The sequence below is a fragment of the Xanthomonas albilineans genome (assembly GCF_002939705.1).
GTDB lineage: Bacteria > Pseudomonadota > Gammaproteobacteria > Xanthomonadales > Xanthomonadaceae > Xanthomonas_A > Xanthomonas_A albilineans.
In genome coordinates, this window is the sequence record NZ_MDCB01000003.1 from 13,034 (window position 1) to 28,835 (window position 15,802).

The 15,802-nt window shown below is 63.6% G+C and carries 15 protein-coding genes; 10 read left to right on the forward strand and 5 right to left on the reverse strand.

The window, feature by feature from the left end; translation table 11 throughout:
* Window positions 1-68 precede the first annotated feature (68 nt).
* The gene (locus XalbCFBP2523_RS03150; RefSeq protein WP_045766270.1) at window positions 69-3,083 is read left to right on the forward strand and encodes a valine--tRNA ligase; all 3,015 of its coding nucleotides are present in this window, start codon (window positions 69-71) and stop codon (window positions 3,081-3,083) included.
* The gene (locus tag XalbCFBP2523_RS16235) at window positions 3,080-3,553 is read left to right on the forward strand and encodes an isoprenylcysteine carboxylmethyltransferase family protein (RefSeq protein WP_146084024.1); all 474 of its coding nucleotides are present in this window, start codon (window positions 3,080-3,082) and stop codon (window positions 3,551-3,553) included. Before XalbCFBP2523_RS03150 ends, XalbCFBP2523_RS16235 begins: the two co-directional genes overlap by 4 nt.
* A gap of 20 nt (window positions 3,554-3,573) precedes the next feature.
* Here the strand turns inward: XalbCFBP2523_RS16235 and rimI are convergent, their stop codons facing one another.
* Genes rimI through pssA form a run of 3 tightly spaced genes read right to left on the reverse strand, consistent with a single transcriptional unit; the run spans window position 3,574 to window position 5,308 of the window.
* Window positions 3,574-4,062: a ribosomal protein S18-alanine N-acetyltransferase gene (rimI, locus tag XalbCFBP2523_RS03155; protein ID WP_012917146.1), complete on the reverse strand. Its 489-nt coding sequence runs from the start codon at window positions 4,060-4,062 to the stop codon at window positions 3,574-3,576.
* A complete protein-coding gene (locus XalbCFBP2523_RS03160) occupies window positions 4,059-4,526 on the reverse strand; it encodes a hypothetical protein (protein WP_045757398.1) in 468 nt (155 codons plus the stop codon). Before XalbCFBP2523_RS03160 ends, rimI begins: the two co-directional genes overlap by 4 nt.
* 5 nt (window positions 4,527-4,531) lie before the next feature.
* Window positions 4,532-5,308: a CDP-diacylglycerol--serine O-phosphatidyltransferase gene (pssA, locus tag XalbCFBP2523_RS03165; RefSeq protein ID WP_012917148.1), complete on the reverse strand. Its 777-nt coding sequence runs from the start codon at window positions 5,306-5,308 to the stop codon at window positions 4,532-4,534.
* A 79-nt stretch (window positions 5,309-5,387) separates the two neighbouring features.
* Here pssA and XalbCFBP2523_RS03170 point away from each other — a divergent pair, with 79 nt between their 5' ends.
* The 3 genes from XalbCFBP2523_RS03170 (at window position 5,388) to XalbCFBP2523_RS03180 (ending at window position 8,324) form a co-directional block, all read left to right on the forward strand.
* Entirely contained in the window at window positions 5,388-5,780 is a 393-nt protein-coding gene (locus tag XalbCFBP2523_RS03170; RefSeq protein WP_045757399.1) for a DUF4124 domain-containing protein, read from the forward strand.
* 99 nt (window positions 5,781-5,879) lie between these two features.
* Window positions 5,880-7,574: a proline--tRNA ligase gene (locus XalbCFBP2523_RS03175; RefSeq protein WP_012917150.1), complete on the forward strand. Its 1,695-nt coding sequence runs from the start codon at window positions 5,880-5,882 to the stop codon at window positions 7,572-7,574.
* 285 nt (window positions 7,575-7,859) lie between these two features.
* Entirely contained in the window at window positions 7,860-8,324 is a 465-nt protein-coding gene (locus XalbCFBP2523_RS03180) for an H-NS histone family protein (RefSeq protein ID WP_012917151.1), read from the forward strand.
* A 200-nt stretch (window positions 8,325-8,524) separates the two neighbouring features.
* Here XalbCFBP2523_RS03180 and XalbCFBP2523_RS03185 read toward each other — a convergent pair whose 3' ends face one another.
* A complete protein-coding gene (locus XalbCFBP2523_RS03185) occupies window positions 8,525-9,787 on the reverse strand; it encodes a threonine/serine exporter family protein (RefSeq protein ID WP_045758410.1) in 1,263 nt (420 codons plus the stop codon).
* A gap of 103 nt (window positions 9,788-9,890) precedes the next feature.
* Between XalbCFBP2523_RS03185 and XalbCFBP2523_RS03190 the strand changes: the two genes are divergently transcribed.
* The 4 genes from XalbCFBP2523_RS03190 to XalbCFBP2523_RS03205 all read left to right on the forward strand — a co-directional run bounded on the left by XalbCFBP2523_RS03190 (window position 9,891) and on the right by XalbCFBP2523_RS03205 (window position 13,475).
* Window positions 9,891-11,003: an ABC transporter permease gene (locus tag XalbCFBP2523_RS03190; RefSeq protein ID WP_045757019.1), complete on the forward strand. Its 1,113-nt coding sequence runs from the start codon at window positions 9,891-9,893 to the stop codon at window positions 11,001-11,003.
* Between the two features lie 82 nt (window positions 11,004-11,085).
* Window positions 11,086-11,901 (forward strand): ABC transporter ATP-binding protein, encoded by an 816-nt coding sequence (locus tag XalbCFBP2523_RS03195; RefSeq protein WP_045757400.1) that lies wholly within the window; start codon window positions 11,086-11,088, stop codon window positions 11,899-11,901.
* Window positions 11,902-11,904: 3 nt separating this feature from the next.
* Window positions 11,905-12,831 carry an MlaD family protein gene (locus XalbCFBP2523_RS03200; RefSeq protein WP_012917155.1) on the forward strand — a complete coding sequence of 309 codons (927 nt, stop codon included), beginning with the start codon at window positions 11,905-11,907 and terminating at the stop codon, window positions 12,829-12,831.
* Window positions 12,828-13,475 (forward strand): ABC-type transport auxiliary lipoprotein family protein, encoded by a 648-nt coding sequence (locus XalbCFBP2523_RS03205; RefSeq protein ID WP_012917156.1) that lies wholly within the window; start codon window positions 12,828-12,830, stop codon window positions 13,473-13,475. Before XalbCFBP2523_RS03200 ends, XalbCFBP2523_RS03205 begins: the two co-directional genes overlap by 4 nt.
* On the opposite strand, the gene XalbCFBP2523_RS03210 is transcribed toward XalbCFBP2523_RS03205, so the two are convergent.
* Window positions 13,462-14,043: an alpha-ketoglutarate-dependent dioxygenase AlkB family protein gene (locus tag XalbCFBP2523_RS03210; protein WP_045766271.1), complete on the reverse strand. Its 582-nt coding sequence runs from the start codon at window positions 14,041-14,043 to the stop codon at window positions 13,462-13,464. The two genes, XalbCFBP2523_RS03205 and XalbCFBP2523_RS03210, sit on opposite strands and share 14 nt — an antisense overlap.
* Window positions 14,044-14,157: 114 nt before the next feature.
* Between XalbCFBP2523_RS03210 and XalbCFBP2523_RS03215 the strand changes: the two genes are divergently transcribed.
* Window positions 14,158-15,801, forward strand: coding sequence for an electron transfer flavoprotein-ubiquinone oxidoreductase (locus XalbCFBP2523_RS03215; protein ID WP_045766272.1), 1,644 nt, complete (start codon window positions 14,158-14,160; stop codon window positions 15,799-15,801).
* The last annotated feature ends 1 nt before the right edge of the window (window position 15,802 follow it).

The window sequence follows — 15,802 nt, forward strand, 5'->3', positions numbered from 1 at the left end:
TTCCACCTATCTGCGCTGGCAGCCTCACGCATTCCCCCTTCACTTCGAATACCCAACCGCGGTTTGCCATGACCACCCTCGCTTCCAGCTACGATCCCACGTCCTTCGAATCGCGCCTGTACGCCCAGTGGGAAGCGGCCGGTTATTTCGCACCGTCCGGGCGTGGCGCGACTTACACGGTACTGCTGCCGCCGCCGAACGTGACCGGCACGCTGCACATGGGTCACGCGTTTCAGCAAACGCTGATGGACGCACTGGTGCGCTACCACCGCATGCGCGGCTTCGACACGCTATGGCAAGTCGGCAGCGACCACGCCGGCATCGCCACCGAAATGGTGGTGTCGCGCAATCTGACACTGGAAGGCAAGGGCGAAACCCGCGATTCGCTGGGCCGCGACGGTTTCATCGCCAAGGTATGGGAGTGGAAGCAGCAGTCCGGCGACACCATCGAACGACAGATGCGCCGCCTGGGCACCTCGGCCGACTGGTCGCGCAGCACCTTCACCATGGATCCGCAGCCCTCGGCGGCGGTGATCGAGGCGTTCGTGCGCTGGCACGAACAGGGCCTGATCTACCGCGGCCAACGCCTGGTCAACTGGGATCCGGTGCTGAAGACCGCGATCTCCGACCTGGAGGTGGAAAGCGTAGAGGAAGAGGGCTTTTTGTGGTCGATCGCCTACACACTGGAGGACCGCGCCAGCTACGAACACATCGAGCGCGACGCCGACGGCAACGAAACCCTACGCGAAACCCGCGATTATCTGGTGGTGGCCACGACGCGTCCGGAAACCCTGCTCGGCGACACCGCGGTGATGGTGCATCCGGAAGACGAACGTTATGCGCACCTGATCGGCAAGACGGTGACGCTGCCGCTGACGGGACGTCGCGTGCCGGTGATCGGCGACGCCTACGTGGACCGCGCGTTCGGCACCGGCGTGGTCAAGGTGACGCCGGCACACGATTTCAACGATTACCAGGTTGGGGTGCGGCATGGGTTGCCGATGATCAACCTTTTCACAAAGGATGCGAAGCTCAAATCCAGCGAATTGGATGACTTTACCTATTCGGGGAAGCGCGCATCGAATTTCGCCTGTGTGGATGTCTCCGACCAAGGCCCCCTCTCCACTGAGCCGACGACATCGGTGATCCCTCAGAAATATCAGGGCCTGGACCGCTACGACGCACGCAAAGCAGTGCTGGCCGATCTGGAAGAACAGGGGCTCCTGGTCGAAACCAAACCGCACAAACTGCAAGTACCGCGCGGCGACCGCACCGGGCAAGTCATCGAGCCCTATCTCACCGATCAATGGTTCGTGCGCATGGACACACTGGCCAAGCGCGGCCTGGAATTAGTCGAATCCGGGCAGATCCAGTTCGTGCCGCCGAACTGGATCAATACCTACCGCCACTGGATGGAGAACATCCAGGATTGGTGCATCAGCCGCCAGCTGTGGTGGGGACACCGCATTCCCGCCTGGTTCGACGATGCCGGCAACTGCTACGTCGCACGCAACGAAGAGGAAGCGCGAACGCAGGCGGCGGCCAAGCACGGCGGCCAGGCCCCCGCGCTGCGCCAGGATCACGACGTGCTGGAAACCTGGTTTTCCTCGCAACTGTGGCCATTCTCGACCATGGGCTGGCCGGATACGCAGGCGATGGCCGAGCGCGGCTTCGACCGCTACCTGCCGTCCAGCGTGCTGGTGACCGGCTTCGACATCATTTTCTTCTGGGTGGCGCGGATGATCATGGCCACCGACAGCTTCACCGGCCGCGTGCCATTTCGCGACGTCTACATCACCGGCCTGATCCGCGACAAGGATGGACAAAAAATGTCCAAGTCCAAGGGCAACGTGCTCGATCCGCTGGACATTATCGACGGCATCCATATCGACGACCTGGTCGCCAAGCGCACCACTGGACTGATGCAACCGCGCATGGCCGAGAAAATCGAGAAAGCCACGCGCAAGGAATTCCCCACCGGCATCATCGCCCACGGCGCCGACGCGCTGCGTTTCACCATTGCCGCGCTGGCCAGCCACGGCCGCGACATCAAATTCGACCTGGGCCGCGCCGAGGGCTACAAAAACTTCTGCAACAAGCTGTGGAATGCCAGTCGCTTCGTGCTGATGAATACGCGCGCCGAGGATGTTGAGGCCACGACAGCGACAAACGCATCGCCTCACGCCCAGATGGATAACGCTACGGACACCGCGTTGCATCAGGGCCTGGAGAAGCACGCCCCCGTCACCGATGCCGAGAAGTGGATCCTGCTGCGCTTGCAGGCAACGACCGCCGAGGCACAGACACATTTCGCCACGTACCGCTTCGATTTGCTCGCACAATGCCTGTACGAATTCGCCTGGAACGCGTTCTGCGACTGGTTCCTAGAACTAGCAAAACCGGCGCTGGGTGGCGACGACGTGGCCGCCGCCGAAAGCACCCGGCATACCCTGCTACACGTGCTGGAAACACTACTGCGGCTGCTGCATCCGCTGACGCCCTTCGTCACCGAAGAACTCTGGCTACAGGTGGCGCCGCGCCTGGGCATCGCCGCACCGACCATTTCGCTGCAGCCATATCCGGACGCGGCCACGATGGACGTGTCCGCCTACGCGGGCGCCGCGGCCGATATCGAATGGCTGCAGGCGATGGTCTCGGCACTGCGCCGGGTACGCAGCGAACTGCAGGTGGCGCCATCGCGGCAAGTGCCGCTGCGCCTGCTGGCGGGCCTGCCGCAGGATCGCGTGCGGGTGGAGCGTTTCGCCGCGCAACTGCGCTTTATGCTCAAACTCGATACGATCCAGTGGCTGGAAGACGGCGCATCGGTGCCGGCCTCTGCCGCGGCGATCGTCGGCGAACTGAAATTGCTGGTGCCGCTGGAAGGCTTGGTCGACCTGGAAGCCGAACGCCTGCGCCTGGACAAGGAAATCGCCCGGGTCGCCGCCGAGAAGGAAAAGAGCGAGGCCAAGCTGGGCAAGTTCACCGACAAGGTGCCGGCCACGGTGATCGAGCAGGAGCGTCAACGCTTGACCGATTGGAGCTTACAGCTCGATGGTCTGCGCGAACAGCGAGCCCGGCTGTGAGCTGGCTGGAGACTCGACTGCCAACTCAACTGGCGATGGCGCTATGCGGCGTCACCGCCTGGGGATTGTCCCGGATCGACGCAGGGCCTGCATCACTGCCCGATGCAGGCAGTATCGGCATCGTCATTGTGCTGGCCGGGGTCATCTTCAATGTCGCCCCCAAGCGCGGGTTCCAACACGCCGGCCCACGGTCAATCCACTGCAACCGCAACGCGCCACACACTTTGGTGCAATCGTGCCTGCATCGGTGGTCGCGCAATCCCATATACCTCGGCCATGCGTTGATTCTACTTGAGCTAGCGTTGTGCTTGCGCCACGCTCTGGCACTGCTGGCGGTCTCCGCCTACATGCATTATGCAGCAGTGCGTCTGCACGCGCGATGCTGCGGAAATCACAGTAAACCAGGCATACAAACGAAAACTCAAAGCAATGCCCACCTCAACCCGGCGGCGACGCCGTCGTTTTGTTAGCCATTCTTAGCAGCTCTTAATTAGGTCATACCATCAAAGAACAACTCGATCGCCATCACTACCGCGTCCTCGCGACCGTGCGCGGCGGGGTAATAGCGCGGGCGTCGACCGATCTCATTGAAACCCTCGCTGTGGTACAGCGCAATCGCGTTTGAGTTCGACGGACGCACTTCGAGGAACACACGGCGCGCGCCCAGGTCGGCGCCATACTTGATCAACGCACGCAACAACAGGCGGCCATAGCCGCGCGACTGCCGCTCCGGCGCCACGCAGACATTCAGGATGTGCGCCTCGGCGGCGGCGACACTGATGACTCCATAGCCGACGATTTCGCCTTGTTCTGTCAGGACCCAACCCGGATAGCCCGCCTGCAAGCAATCGCGGAAGATGCCACGGGTCCAGGGGAAGGGATAGGATCGACGCTCGATCTCCATCACCCCATCGAGATCGGCCTCGCGCAGCGTCCGCAGGTTGGCCGCGGACGAAGACGGCCAACCCATCGCGCTCATCGCGGTACCCGCTTGCGTAGCGCGCGTAACTGCGGCCACAGCGCGCGCTTGGCCGCAGGATTGCCACGCAGTTGATCCAGCGGCCAAGTGGCCATCAAGGCTTGGGTGGCCGGATCGTTGGGGTTGAGGCTGGAAGCGCGCAAGAGTGCGATCTGCAGACGGTCGGGCATGCGCAGCCCGCCGGCACGGGCGATACCCGCGGTCGGCGCTACATGGGCCGGTTCGGGCAGTTCATCCGACGTGGGCGCACGGCGACGCTCCTGGGATACAGCGGGCACCAGAGTGTCTGTGGCGGAGCGCGAAGGCACATGCGTCGCCGCAGGCGACAGCACCGATGCTGGCGGCTCGTCCACCGGCAACAGCACCGCGACGGACGCGGCATCGGCACCGACATACAGCGTATGGCCCAGTGCCTGCAGCCAGCCAACCTGCTCGACCGACCACAACAGCGCGGGTTCGGACAGGGCGCTCATACGGCGTCCGGCACCTTGCGCCAGCGCCGCCCCAACCACAGACAAGGTCCGGACAGCGCATACAGCACAGCGATCGCCAGCAACGCGCGCGCCAAGTCGATCACCAACACCGCAATCAGCACCGATGCCAATACCAGCATCAGAAACGGTACCCGATCAGTACGCCGGCCCTTCTCGCCACCGCCCTTGAAACTCCAGAAGCGGATGCGACTGACCATCAGCAACGCCACAATCACGGTCAACCCCAACGCCACGTAGCGCAGCTGACCGCCATCCCAGCCCAACGCACCGTCAGCGAAGGACCACACGAACGCCATCATCAACCCTGCCGCAGCCGGACTGGCCAAGCCCACGAACCAGCGCTTATCGACGGTACCGGTCTGGGTATTGAAACGCGCCAGTCGCAATGCCGCACAAGCGGCATACAAGAACGCCGCCGACCAGCCGAGTCGCCCCATCATGCCGCCATCGAACTTCAGCGCCGACAGCGACCAGTGGTACATCACCAGCGCCGGGGCCATACCGAAGCTGACCAGGTCCGCCAGCGAATCGTACTGCACGCCGAACTCGCTGCTGGTGCCGGTCAACCGCGCCACCCGTCCGTCCAGCCCGTCCATCACCGCGGCCACGAATACCGCCACGCTGGCAGGCACGAAGTCGCCATTGGCCGCAGCAATAATGGCGTAAAAACCGGAAAACAGGCCGGCGGTGGTGAACAGGTTCGGCAACAAATAAATGGCGCGCGAACGAGGAGGCGGTCGGGTGTGATCCATTCGCGCAGTTTAATCGACTTGCCAGGCGAGTCGGCGAATGCTGCAATCGGCACTTCGCCGCCGCGCCCTGGAGACCACGATGCGCGCCCTGCCCCGGTTTTTTTGCTGCCTGCCCCTGTTCGCCGCCAGTGGCATGCTCGGCGCCACCACGTTGTATCAATGGAAGGACGCGCAGGGTGTCACCCACTATGCGGAGACGCCACCTCCAGGCGTCAAGTACCAAGAGCGACGGATCGACGCCCACGGCGATACCTCAGCCGATCCCCAGGCCGCTGGCCCAGCCGAGAACTCCAACTGCCTAATCGCGCGCAAGAACCTGGACATCCTCAACAAACCAGGCAAGATCACCACCGATAGCAAGGGCGATGGCAAGCCGGACGGGGAACTGGACGAATCCCAGCGGGCCACGCAGAAGGCCCTGGCCGAAGCTGCGATCAAGGCCTACTGCACGCCGGCCCCCGCGGGCAAGTGAAGCCGCGCACCACGGCAGCGTAGCGTGGGCCGCTCGCCCCACCCGCAGCGCGCGCAATGACTGGCAAAATGGGCGCCCGCCGCTAGCGAAGCCCCCTCGATGCGCCTTTCCCAGTTTCACCTGCATACCACCAAGGAAACCCCCGCCGACGCCGAATTGGTCAGCCATCGACTGATGCTACGCGCCGGCATGATCCGCAAGCTCGCCTCTGGCCTGTACACGTGGTCGCCGCTGGGCCTGCGCGTGCTGCGCAAGGTGGAGACGGTGGTGCGCGAGGAAATGAACCGCGCCGGCGCCCTGGAGGTGGTGTTCCCGACCATCCAGCCACGCGAACTGTGGGACGCGACCGGACGCTGGAAAAAATTCGGCGACTTGATGCTACGGATACGCGACCGCAAGGAACAAGATTATTGCTATAGCCCCACCGCCGAGGAAGCCGCCGCCGATTTCGCGCGCCATGAACTGAACAGCTACAAACAGCTACCGGTCAATTTCTACCAGATACAGAGCAAATTCCGCGACGAGATCCGGCCGCGCTTCGGGGTCATGCGCGCGCGCGAATTTCTGATGAAGGACGCCTATTCGTTCCATCTGAGCGACACAGATCTGGCACGCGAATACGAAAACATGAAAGCGGCCTACCACCGCATTTTTACCCGCCTGGGCTTGCAGTTCCGCGCAGTGCAAGCCGACTCCGGCGACATCGGCGGCGATGCCTCGCAGGAATTCCACGTCCTGGCCGATTCCGGCGAGGATTCGTTGGCGTTCTCCACCGGCTCGGACTACGCGGCCAATGTGGAGGCCGCCATCGCCGCCACGCCGCCGCCACGCGCGGCGGCCAGCGAGACACTGCGCAAAGTCGCCACGCCCACGCAAAAAACTTGCGAGGAGGTCGCGCAGTTGCTCGGCATTCCATTGCAGCGCACGGTCAAATCGGTGGCGGTGATGGCCGGCGATGTGTTCGTGCTGGCGCTGGTGCGCGGCGACCATGCAGTGAACGAGATCAAACTGGGTAAAGTCCCCGGCCTGGCCGGCTACCGCATGGCCAACGAGGCCGAGATTCGCGCGCACCTGGGCAGCGAGCCGGGCTTCCTCGGCCCCGTGGATCCACAGCAGCCGATCCGTGTAATCGCTGACCGCGACGTGGCGGCGATGGCCGATTTCGTCGTCGGCGCCAACGCAATCGGCTTCCATCTGACCGGGGTGAACTGGGGCCGCGATCTGCCGGAACCGGACACCGTCGCCGATCTGCGCAACGTGGTGGAAGGCGAACGCGCCCAGGATGGTGGCGAAATCCGCCTGGCCCGCGGCATCGAGGTGGGCCACGTATTCCAACTCGGCCGGCAGTATGCGCAGGCACTGGACGCCACCGTGCTGGACGAGAACGGCAAAACCGTGGCGATGGCGATGGGCTGCTACGGCATCGGCATTTCCCGCATCGTCGCTGCGGCGATCGAGCAGAACCACGACGCGGCGGGAATCCGCTGGCCGCAGCCAATGGCGCCGTGGGCAGTGGCGATCTGCGTGATCAACCCCAAGCACGATCCCGCCATCGACGCCGCCGGCGACGCCTTGTTGGCCGACCTTCAGCAAGCCGGACTGGACGCAATACTCGACGACCGCGGCCTGCGCGCCGGAACCATGTTCGCCGATATAGAACTGATCGGCATTCCACACCGGGTCGTGGTCTCAGAACGCGGGCTGGCCGCTGGCACCTTCGAATATCGCGCACGCAGCGGCGGGGACCCGGAAAGCCTGAATCATACCGCCTTGCTGGCAAAGCTGCGGGCATGAACAAGATGGGCCGGGAATATATCCCGGCCTTTTCCCTTGCCCGTCCTTCACGCCACGACGATCAAACCACGATCAAACCACTGCATCGCGGCCGGATCCGGACTAGTGGATAAGGCGATTGAATACGATGGGTATCACAGGATAAGCCGATCACATCGCCCCGATCGGGCAATGACTGCTCACACGAATAACCGGGGTATTTGTCAATTGGATAAAGCATGATTATGATTCGAGCCTAGCCAGGGAATGGCGAATAGGCTATCCCCATATATTTCCGGAGAAAAAATGACCATCGATCTAAGCGGCCTGTCGGCCAAGCAGTTGGGCGCGCTCATCAAGACCGCCAAGAAACAACAATCCATCGTCGCCAAGCGCACGCCTATCATCAAGGTCCGCGCCCAGTTGGCGCGGCTGGCGAAGAGCCACGGTTACAACCTCGATGAGATTTTCGCTGGCGCCGCCACGACCGGAACGCGCGGTCTGAAGGTCAGCAAGCCGGGGCCGAAGCCGGGCCGCAAGCTGGGCAAGGTGCCGCCGAAATATCGCAACCCGGCCAATGCCAGCGAAACCTGGACCGGCCGCGGCAAGCAGCCGCGCTGGCTGGCCGATCTCGTAGCCAAAGGGAAAAAGGTCGAAGATTTCCTGATCGCCGGCGCCGCTGCCAAGTCCGCTGCGGCCAAGAAAGGCACCAAGAAGACTGGCAAGCGTATCGTCAAGAAAGCAGGCAGGGCCGCTGCTAAAAAAGCTTGAGTCGGGAATGACCGACCAATCGGAAACGCCGGCGTATGCCGGCGTTTTTTATTGCCTCACCGATGCGGCGGCAGGCTGGATCGCGCGATGTACTTCGAAATCAGGTCCGTTGGTCGTAAGCGGTGCGAAGCTGGTATTGAGCGCTTTGTCTCGACGCGCTCCAGGCGGCGACGCACTCACTGCCGAGCACGTAACACGCGCTATAAATTCTTGCGCGCCGGCACGAGCAGATTGCCGAACAACAGGCCACCGACCAGCGCCATCACGATATTGGTCACGGTCAACAATGCCGACCTCCCACCGAGTACGTCCTGATGCTGGACCAGAGCGAGCAACCCACGCAAGCTGGCACTCCCCGGGACCAGCATGATGATGCCCGGCAATCGGATCAACGCACCCGGTCGGTGCAGTAGATGTCCAAACAAATTGCCGGCGGCAGTCAGCAGCATCGCCGACATGAAGATGCCAACCGGACTACCCCAGGCATCCCCAGCAAAGCGCGCGATGGCATAACTGGTCACCGACGCCGCCATCGCATACGGATAATCGCGAGCGCTAGCCTTGAACAACAACGCGAACGCATACGCCGCGACCAGCAGCGAAGCGCACTCCACCCAGTCAGGCTGGGGCCGCAAGGCCCGCACCATCGGATGCAGGCCGAGCAACTGCGCCAGCGTCACCGCGCTCACCGCGCCCACGGCCAGCTTGACCACCGTAGTGACCGCACCGGCAAAACGCGCCGTGCCCGAGCCCCAATGCTGGCTGGTCAATTCGTTGACGGCGTTGGTCAGCGCCATCCCAGGCAGTAATACCACCAGCGCGGCGATAATCACCGTATTGAGATTGAGCGGCGCGATAAAGGCCGACACGAGAGTTGCAACGGAACCGGCCAGCAGTGCCGCCAGCGCGTCATGAGCCTCCCGGGTCGCAGCCCGCTTGTCGGTGAAATGGCTGAGCAGACCGATCAACAGACCAGTCACCGCAGCGGTGGCAATGTCCAGCCATGGCAGCCGCCATAACCCGGCCACACTGCCGGCGGCTAAGCCGAAGCCGAGCACCTGCATCGCCATCCAGCGCCGCCCCGGCGGCTGGTCCAACTGGCGCAGCGCGGTATGGCCCTGCGCCACGCTCATCCGCCCGCAGGCCACGTCGTCGGCGATGCGGTCGGCAACGCTGAGCTTGTGCAGGTCGTTGTCGCCCGGCGCCAGACGTACCACACGGGTGATATCGCTGGAGCCGATCGCCTTGGTGGGGTCGCTGAAACTGAGGATCAGGCCGGTGGGGTTGGACCAGGGCTCACAGTCCAGGTCCAATTGCTGCGACAGCGCCACCACTGCCGCCTCCAGCCGCTGCGCCGTGGTGCCGTAGGTGTGCAGGCGCCCGGCGATCTCGGAGACGAAGGCGATGCGCTGCGCGTAGGTCGCGTTGGCGGACGGGCTGATGAGCGGGGGAGGGGCGGGCATGGCGGCTAGTATGACGCGAACACCGCCCCCAGCCACCTGTCGCGTACGACCGACCACATTGCGCCGAAGGGGAAACAGGTATGCTCGCGAAACTGACGTCCACATGATCGAATCACAGCCCCCCCAATTCCGCCAAGACGACCGAGACCCCTCGCGGGTGCGGCTGACCGGCAGTTGGACTCTTTCCACCGCCTTGGTCGCGTCCGAGGTACTGCGCAGCATGCCAGCGGGCACCACCGGCATCGACGCCAGCGGCATCGCTCAATTGGACTCGGCCGGTGTGTTACAGCTGATCCGTTACGCAACCCGCAACGGCATCGCCCAGGAATCGTTGGATTTCCGCCAGGATCACCGCGCACTGGTTTCGACCATCGAGGACGTCGCCGACGACCGCCCCAAGCGCAAGCGCGATTACGGCTTTGCCGCGGCACTGGAACGCCTTGGCTATACCGTGCATCGCAACGGCAAGGAAATCGTCGCACTGGTCGGTTTCCTCGGCGAAACCCTGGTCAAGTTAATGCGCCTGATGCATGCACCGCGACGTTTCCGGCTCACCTCCACCGTCCACCACATGGAACAGGTCGGCCTGGACGCGGTGCCGCTGGTGGCCTTGCTGTCCTATCTGGTCGGCGCGGTGATTGCGTTTCTGGGCTCTACTGTCCTGCGCGACTTCGGCGCCGAGATCTACGTGGTGGAACTGGTCAGCATCGCATTCCTACGCGAATTCGCGGTGCTGTTGACCGCCATCGTGCTGGCCGGACGCACTGCCAGCGCATTCACCGCACAGATCGGCGCCATGAAAGCGCGCGAGGAGATCGACGCAATCCAGACCCTGGGGCTGGACCCGATGGACCTGCTGGTGATCCCACGGCTGCTGGCACTGCTGCTGATGCTGCCGCTGCTGACCTTCGTGGCAATGATTGCCGGCCTGGCCGGCGGCGTCACCGTGGGTGCGTTCGACCTGGGCATTCCGCCGCAGATGTACCTGGCGCGCATGCACGACACCATCCAGATTCGGCACATGCTGGTCGGTCTGGCCAAAGCGCCGATCTTCGCAATCGCGATTGGCCTGATCGGCTGCCTGGAAGGGCTACGCGTGGAAGGGACCGCGCAATCGGTCGGCGAACGCACCACCTCAAGCGTGGTACAGACCATCTCACTGGTGATCATCATCGACGCGATCGCCGCGCTGTGGTTCATGAAGATGGGATGGTGATGATGAAGACCGCATTGGACAGCGAAAACCGCAACTGTATGCCGCACGCGCCCACTCGGGCGCCTGACCGGGAGTGCGGACCTTGACCGATCTCCGCTCCCCCGAGGCAGCCGAGACATTCGCGATCTCGGTGCGCGGGCTAGTCAACCGTTTCGGCAACCAGACCGTGCACGAAGCACTGGATCTGGACGTGCGCCGCGGCGAGATCCTCGGCGTCGTCGGCGGCTCGGGCACCGGCAAATCGGTATTGATGCGCACCATCCTCGGTCTGCGCCAAGCCGACGCTGGCACGATCCGCGTCCTTGGCGTGGACACCGACTCCGGTCGCCGCGAAGACCGGTTGCACGTGGAGCGCAACACCGGCGTGCTGTTCCAGGATGGCGCGTTGTTCTCCTCGCTGAGCGTGGGCGAGAACGTACAAGTGCCGCTCAAGGAACATTTTGCCGAACTGCCCGACAGCTGGCACTACGAACTGGCGCTGCTCAAGGTGAAATTGGCCGGCCTGCCCGCCGATGCGCTAAACAAGCTCCCCTCGCAATTGTCCGGCGGCATGCGCAAACGCGCCGGACTGGCACGCGCGCTGGCACTCGACCCGCCCCTGTTATTCCTCGACGAACCCACCGCCGGCCTGGACCCGATCGGCGCGGCGGCGTTCGACCGCCTGATCCGCACCCTGCAAGAAGCGCTGGGTCTGACCGTCTTCCTGATCACTCACGATCTGGACACCTTGTACGCGATCTGCGACCGCGTCGCGGTGTTGGCCGGTGGCAAAGTCATCGCCAACGCGCCACTGGCCGAGATCGAGCAAGTGGACCACCCGTGGATCCAGGACTATTTCCACGGCCCCCGTGCCCGCGCCGCGCGCGATGCCAAAACCACCTGGATCGAGAACACCTGAGTCATGGAAACCAAAGCCAATTACGTCCTGATCGGCGCCTTCACCATCGTGACGGGGATCGCGCTGCTGCTGTTCGGGCTGTGGGCCGCCAAATACTCCTCCGACCGCACTTGGCAGGAATACCGGGTGGTATTTCGCGAAGCGGTGACCGGTCTATCGGTGGGCAGCCCGGTGCAATACAACGGCATCGCGGTCGGCTCGATCACCGAATTGACCCTGGCACCGAACGACCCACGCCAGGTCGTGGCACGCATCCGAGTGAACTCGACCACGCCGATCAAGAGCGACACCCGCGCCAATCTGGGCATCACCAGCCTGACCGGCCCAACGATCATCCAACTTTCCGGGGGTGCTCCCGAGGCGCCGAAGTTGACCGCGATCGACAACAGCGACGCGCCGATCATCCAGACCACGCCCTCGGCGCTGCAGAACATCACCGATACCGCCAACCAAATCGTCGAACGCCTGGACGAATTGCTCAGCAAAAGTAACGTGGCCAGCATCACCGCGACGCTGCACAACCTGGAGAAAATCAGTGGCGCACTGGCCGACCGCGACAACGGCGTGCAATCGCTGATCCTCAGCGCACGCGATGCCACACGTCACCTCGATGCCACACTCAATACCGCCAACGGCACCATCCAGCACCTGGACCAAAATCTGGTCAAGCAATTGCCGCCGCTATTGAACAAGCTGGAAGACACGCTGAGCAAGCTGGATTCGGCCGCCGGCAATGCCGACAAAATCCTGGGCGAGAACCGCTCGGCCATCAACAGCTTCGCCAACGACGGCCTGGGCCAACTCGGTCCGACCCTGACCGAGTTGCGTAGCCTAATCCGCGACCTGCGCCAAGTCAGCGACCGCCTGGAGAAAAACCCGGCGCGCTACCTGCTTGGTCGCGATACCCCCAAGGAGTTCAAGCCCAAATGAAGCCGATGCGCACCTTTTTGTTGCTCACCGCTCAGGCCCTGCTGCTCGCCGGTTGTTCACTGGCTGGCGGCAACAAGGAATCGGCCACGATCTATGCACCCGATGCGCGGGTGACTCCGGATCCGGCATGGCCGCAGGTGACCTGGCAACTGGCACTGACAAAACCCAGCGCCACGCGCATGATCGACAGCCCACGTATCGCGGTGCGCCCCACGCCCGACGAATTACAGGTCTACAGCGGGGTGAGTTGGGCGCAGCCCGCCACCGACATGTTCGAAGACACCTTGCTGCGCGCGTTCGAGGATTCCGGCCGCATCCCCGGTGTGGCCCGGCTCGGCACGGGTATCGGCGCCGACTACAAACTTTTGCTGGACCTGCGCCGTTTCGAATCGGATTACGCCGGGCACGATGTTCCCGCGGCCACGATCGAACTCAATGCCAAGCTGCTGCACACTGTCGACCAGCGCGTGGTCTCATCGCACACGTTCCTGGTGACGCAAACCGCTGGGGGCACCACCGAAGCACAGGTGGTCGACGCCTTCGGCCAGGCGCTGTCGCAGTTGAGCCGCGCGGTGGTTGGCTGGACCTTGCAACAGGGTCAGGCCGATGCAGCGAGCACTGTGGCGCCGCCTACACGGCGGTGATCGTGCGGAACGTCAGGTTGATCCGCTCGCCGACCGGCCTGGCAGTACGCGGCAAGGCATGCCGGTACAGGCGCTGAGTGTCCCCGCCCATGAGCAGCAATCCGCCCGAACTCAACTCCAGCGCCCGACGCAACGTCGGCTCGCTGCGATGGCGCAACACAAAACGGCGCGACGCCCCCAGACTCAACGAAGCGATCAACGGATTCGGACCGAGTTCCTTTTCGTCGTCGCTATGCCACCCCATCGCGTCGCAGCCATTGCGATAGCGGTTGGCGAGCACACTGTTGAAGTCCACCCCGGTTTCTGCGGTCAGCCGTTCGCGCAATGGCAACAACACCGAGGGCCATGGGTGCGGCGCGAAGCGGGTGCCCGAATAGCGGTAGCTCGCTTCCGGATCGCCGATCCAGCAACTCAACCGTGGCGAATCCACCATCCGCCCGAACAGGCGGATGCGATGCACCTCCCAACTCACCTCCGCCCGGAGCTGCGCGAATAGCAGCGCGGCTTGCGCCGGCGCCAGCCAATCGGGCAACCAACGGATATCGGCGCCTGGCAAGTGCAGTTCCATCGCACCACGCTAACACGTCGCGCCCAGGCAGCCGCAGGCGTTGGCCATTTGCCCCTTCACGCACAAAGACTGAAAATGCGGGTCGCCAGAACACGCGAGCGGGAGCAACACACGATGACGGGAACGCAGGGCGACACCAGTGCGTCGGAGCCGGTGGAACGCGACGTCATGGAGTACGACGTGGTCACCGTCGGCGCAGGCCCGGCCGGGCTGGCATTCGCCATTCGGCTCAAACAACTCAATCCCGACATTTCGGTTTGCGTGATCGAGAAGGCCAGCACCGTGGGCGCGCAGATCCTGTCAGGCGCGGTGATCGAACCGGCGCCGCTGGACGCGCTGCTACCGGGCTGGCGCAATGCGCCACCGCCGATCTGCGTGCAGGCCGGCGAAGACGAGTTGTGGTACCTGAGCAAAGACCGCGCACACAAATTCCCGATCGTGCCGCCGGGCATGCGCAACCACGGCAACTTCATCGTCAGCCTCGGCGCGCTATGCGCGTGGCTGGCGCCGCAGGCCGAAGCGCTGGGAGTGGAGATCTATCCTGGCTTCGCTGCCGCCGACACACTGCACGCCGATGACGGCAGCGTCATCGGCGTGCGTATCGGCGACATGGGCGTGGCCAAGGACGGCACGCACAAACCCGGCTACACCCCCGGTATCGACATCCACGCCAAGGTCACGGTGCTGGCCGAAGGTGCGCGCGGGCATCTGACCAAGCGCCTGATCCAGCGCTTCACACTCGACGCCGGTCACGACCCACAAGCGTTTTCGATCGGCATCAAGGAGCTTTGGCAACTCCCGGCAGGCCGCGTCACCCCAGGCAAGATCGTGCACACCCTGGGCTGGCCGGCTGACAACACGACCTACGGCGGCAGCTTCCTGTATCACCTGGAACACGATCAGGTGGCGCTGGGTTACGTCAGCGGCCTGGATTACCGCGATCCCGCATACCAGCCGTGGGAAGCCTTTCAGCAGTGGAAGAACCACCCCATGATAAGACCGTTGCTGGAAGGCGGCACCATTGTGTCGGCTGGCGCGCGCGCCATCGCCAGCGGCGGCTGGCAATCGCTGCCGAAGGTGGAAATGCCCGGCGCGCTGCTGATCGGCGATACCGCCGGGCTACTCAACGTGCCCAAGATCAAGGGCACCCACCAGGCAATCCGCAGCGGCATGCTTGCCGCCGAACACCTGGCCAGCAGTGCGACGTTGGATCCGATCGGCTTCGACGCCAGATTGCGCAGCTCGCAGGTGATGGCCGAACTGTGCCAGGTGCGCAACATCAAGCCGGGTTTCAAGAAGGGCCTGTGGTTCGGCTTGTTCAACGCGGCCTGGGAAACACTGGTCAAGGGCGCATCGCCATGGACGCTCAAGGTGGTTGCCGACTGGAAGACAATGAACAGACTGGATGAACACACCCAGCCCAAGCGCGATTACGTGCAACGCGAACTGGCCCCACGCGATCGCCTGCAGGGCGTGTACTTCGCCGCCACCGAGCACGAGGAGGATCAGCCCGTGCACCTGCGCGTGCGTGACCCACAGATTTGCGTCACCCGCTGCACCGAGGAATACGGCAACCCCTGCACGCGCTTCTGTCCAGCATCGGTGTACGAGATCGTCGACGACGCGGCCGGCAAGCGTTTGCAGATCAATGCCGCCAACTGCGTGCACTGCAAAACCTGCGACATCAAGGACCCCTACGCGATCATCGACTGGGTCACGCCGGAAGGCGGATCTGGCCCGAATTACCAGAATTTGTGAG

What these genes read in the sequence shown, in the direction of transcription:
- XalbCFBP2523_RS03150 (WP_045766270.1), top strand. Translation starts at nt 69, where the DNA reads ATGACCACCCTCGCTTCCAGCTACGATCCCACGTCCTTCGAATCGCGC.
- rimI (WP_012917146.1), bottom strand. Translation starts at nt 4,062, where the DNA reads ATGAGCGCGATGGGTTGGCCGTCTTCGTCCGCGGCCAACCTGCGGACG.
- pssA (WP_012917148.1), bottom strand. Translation starts at nt 5,308, where the DNA reads ATGGATCACACCCGACCGCCTCCTCGTTCGCGCGCCATTTATTTGTTG.
- XalbCFBP2523_RS03170 (WP_045757399.1), top strand. Translation starts at nt 5,388, where the DNA reads ATGCGCGCCCTGCCCCGGTTTTTTTGCTGCCTGCCCCTGTTCGCCGCC.
- XalbCFBP2523_RS03175 (WP_012917150.1), top strand. Translation starts at nt 5,880, where the DNA reads ATGCGCCTTTCCCAGTTTCACCTGCATACCACCAAGGAAACCCCCGCC.
- XalbCFBP2523_RS03180 (WP_012917151.1), top strand. Translation starts at nt 7,860, where the DNA reads ATGACCATCGATCTAAGCGGCCTGTCGGCCAAGCAGTTGGGCGCGCTC.
- XalbCFBP2523_RS03185 (WP_045758410.1), bottom strand. Translation starts at nt 9,787, where the DNA reads ATGCCCGCCCCTCCCCCGCTCATCAGCCCGTCCGCCAACGCGACCTAC.
- XalbCFBP2523_RS03190 (WP_045757019.1), top strand. Translation starts at nt 9,891, where the DNA reads ATGATCGAATCACAGCCCCCCCAATTCCGCCAAGACGACCGAGACCCC.
- XalbCFBP2523_RS03200 (WP_012917155.1), top strand. Translation starts at nt 11,905, where the DNA reads ATGGAAACCAAAGCCAATTACGTCCTGATCGGCGCCTTCACCATCGTG.
- XalbCFBP2523_RS03205 (WP_012917156.1), top strand. Translation starts at nt 12,828, where the DNA reads ATGAAGCCGATGCGCACCTTTTTGTTGCTCACCGCTCAGGCCCTGCTG.
- XalbCFBP2523_RS03210 (WP_045766271.1), bottom strand. Translation starts at nt 14,043, where the DNA reads ATGGAACTGCACTTGCCAGGCGCCGATATCCGTTGGTTGCCCGATTGG.
- XalbCFBP2523_RS03215 (WP_045766272.1), top strand. Translation starts at nt 14,158, where the DNA reads ATGACGGGAACGCAGGGCGACACCAGTGCGTCGGAGCCGGTGGAACGC.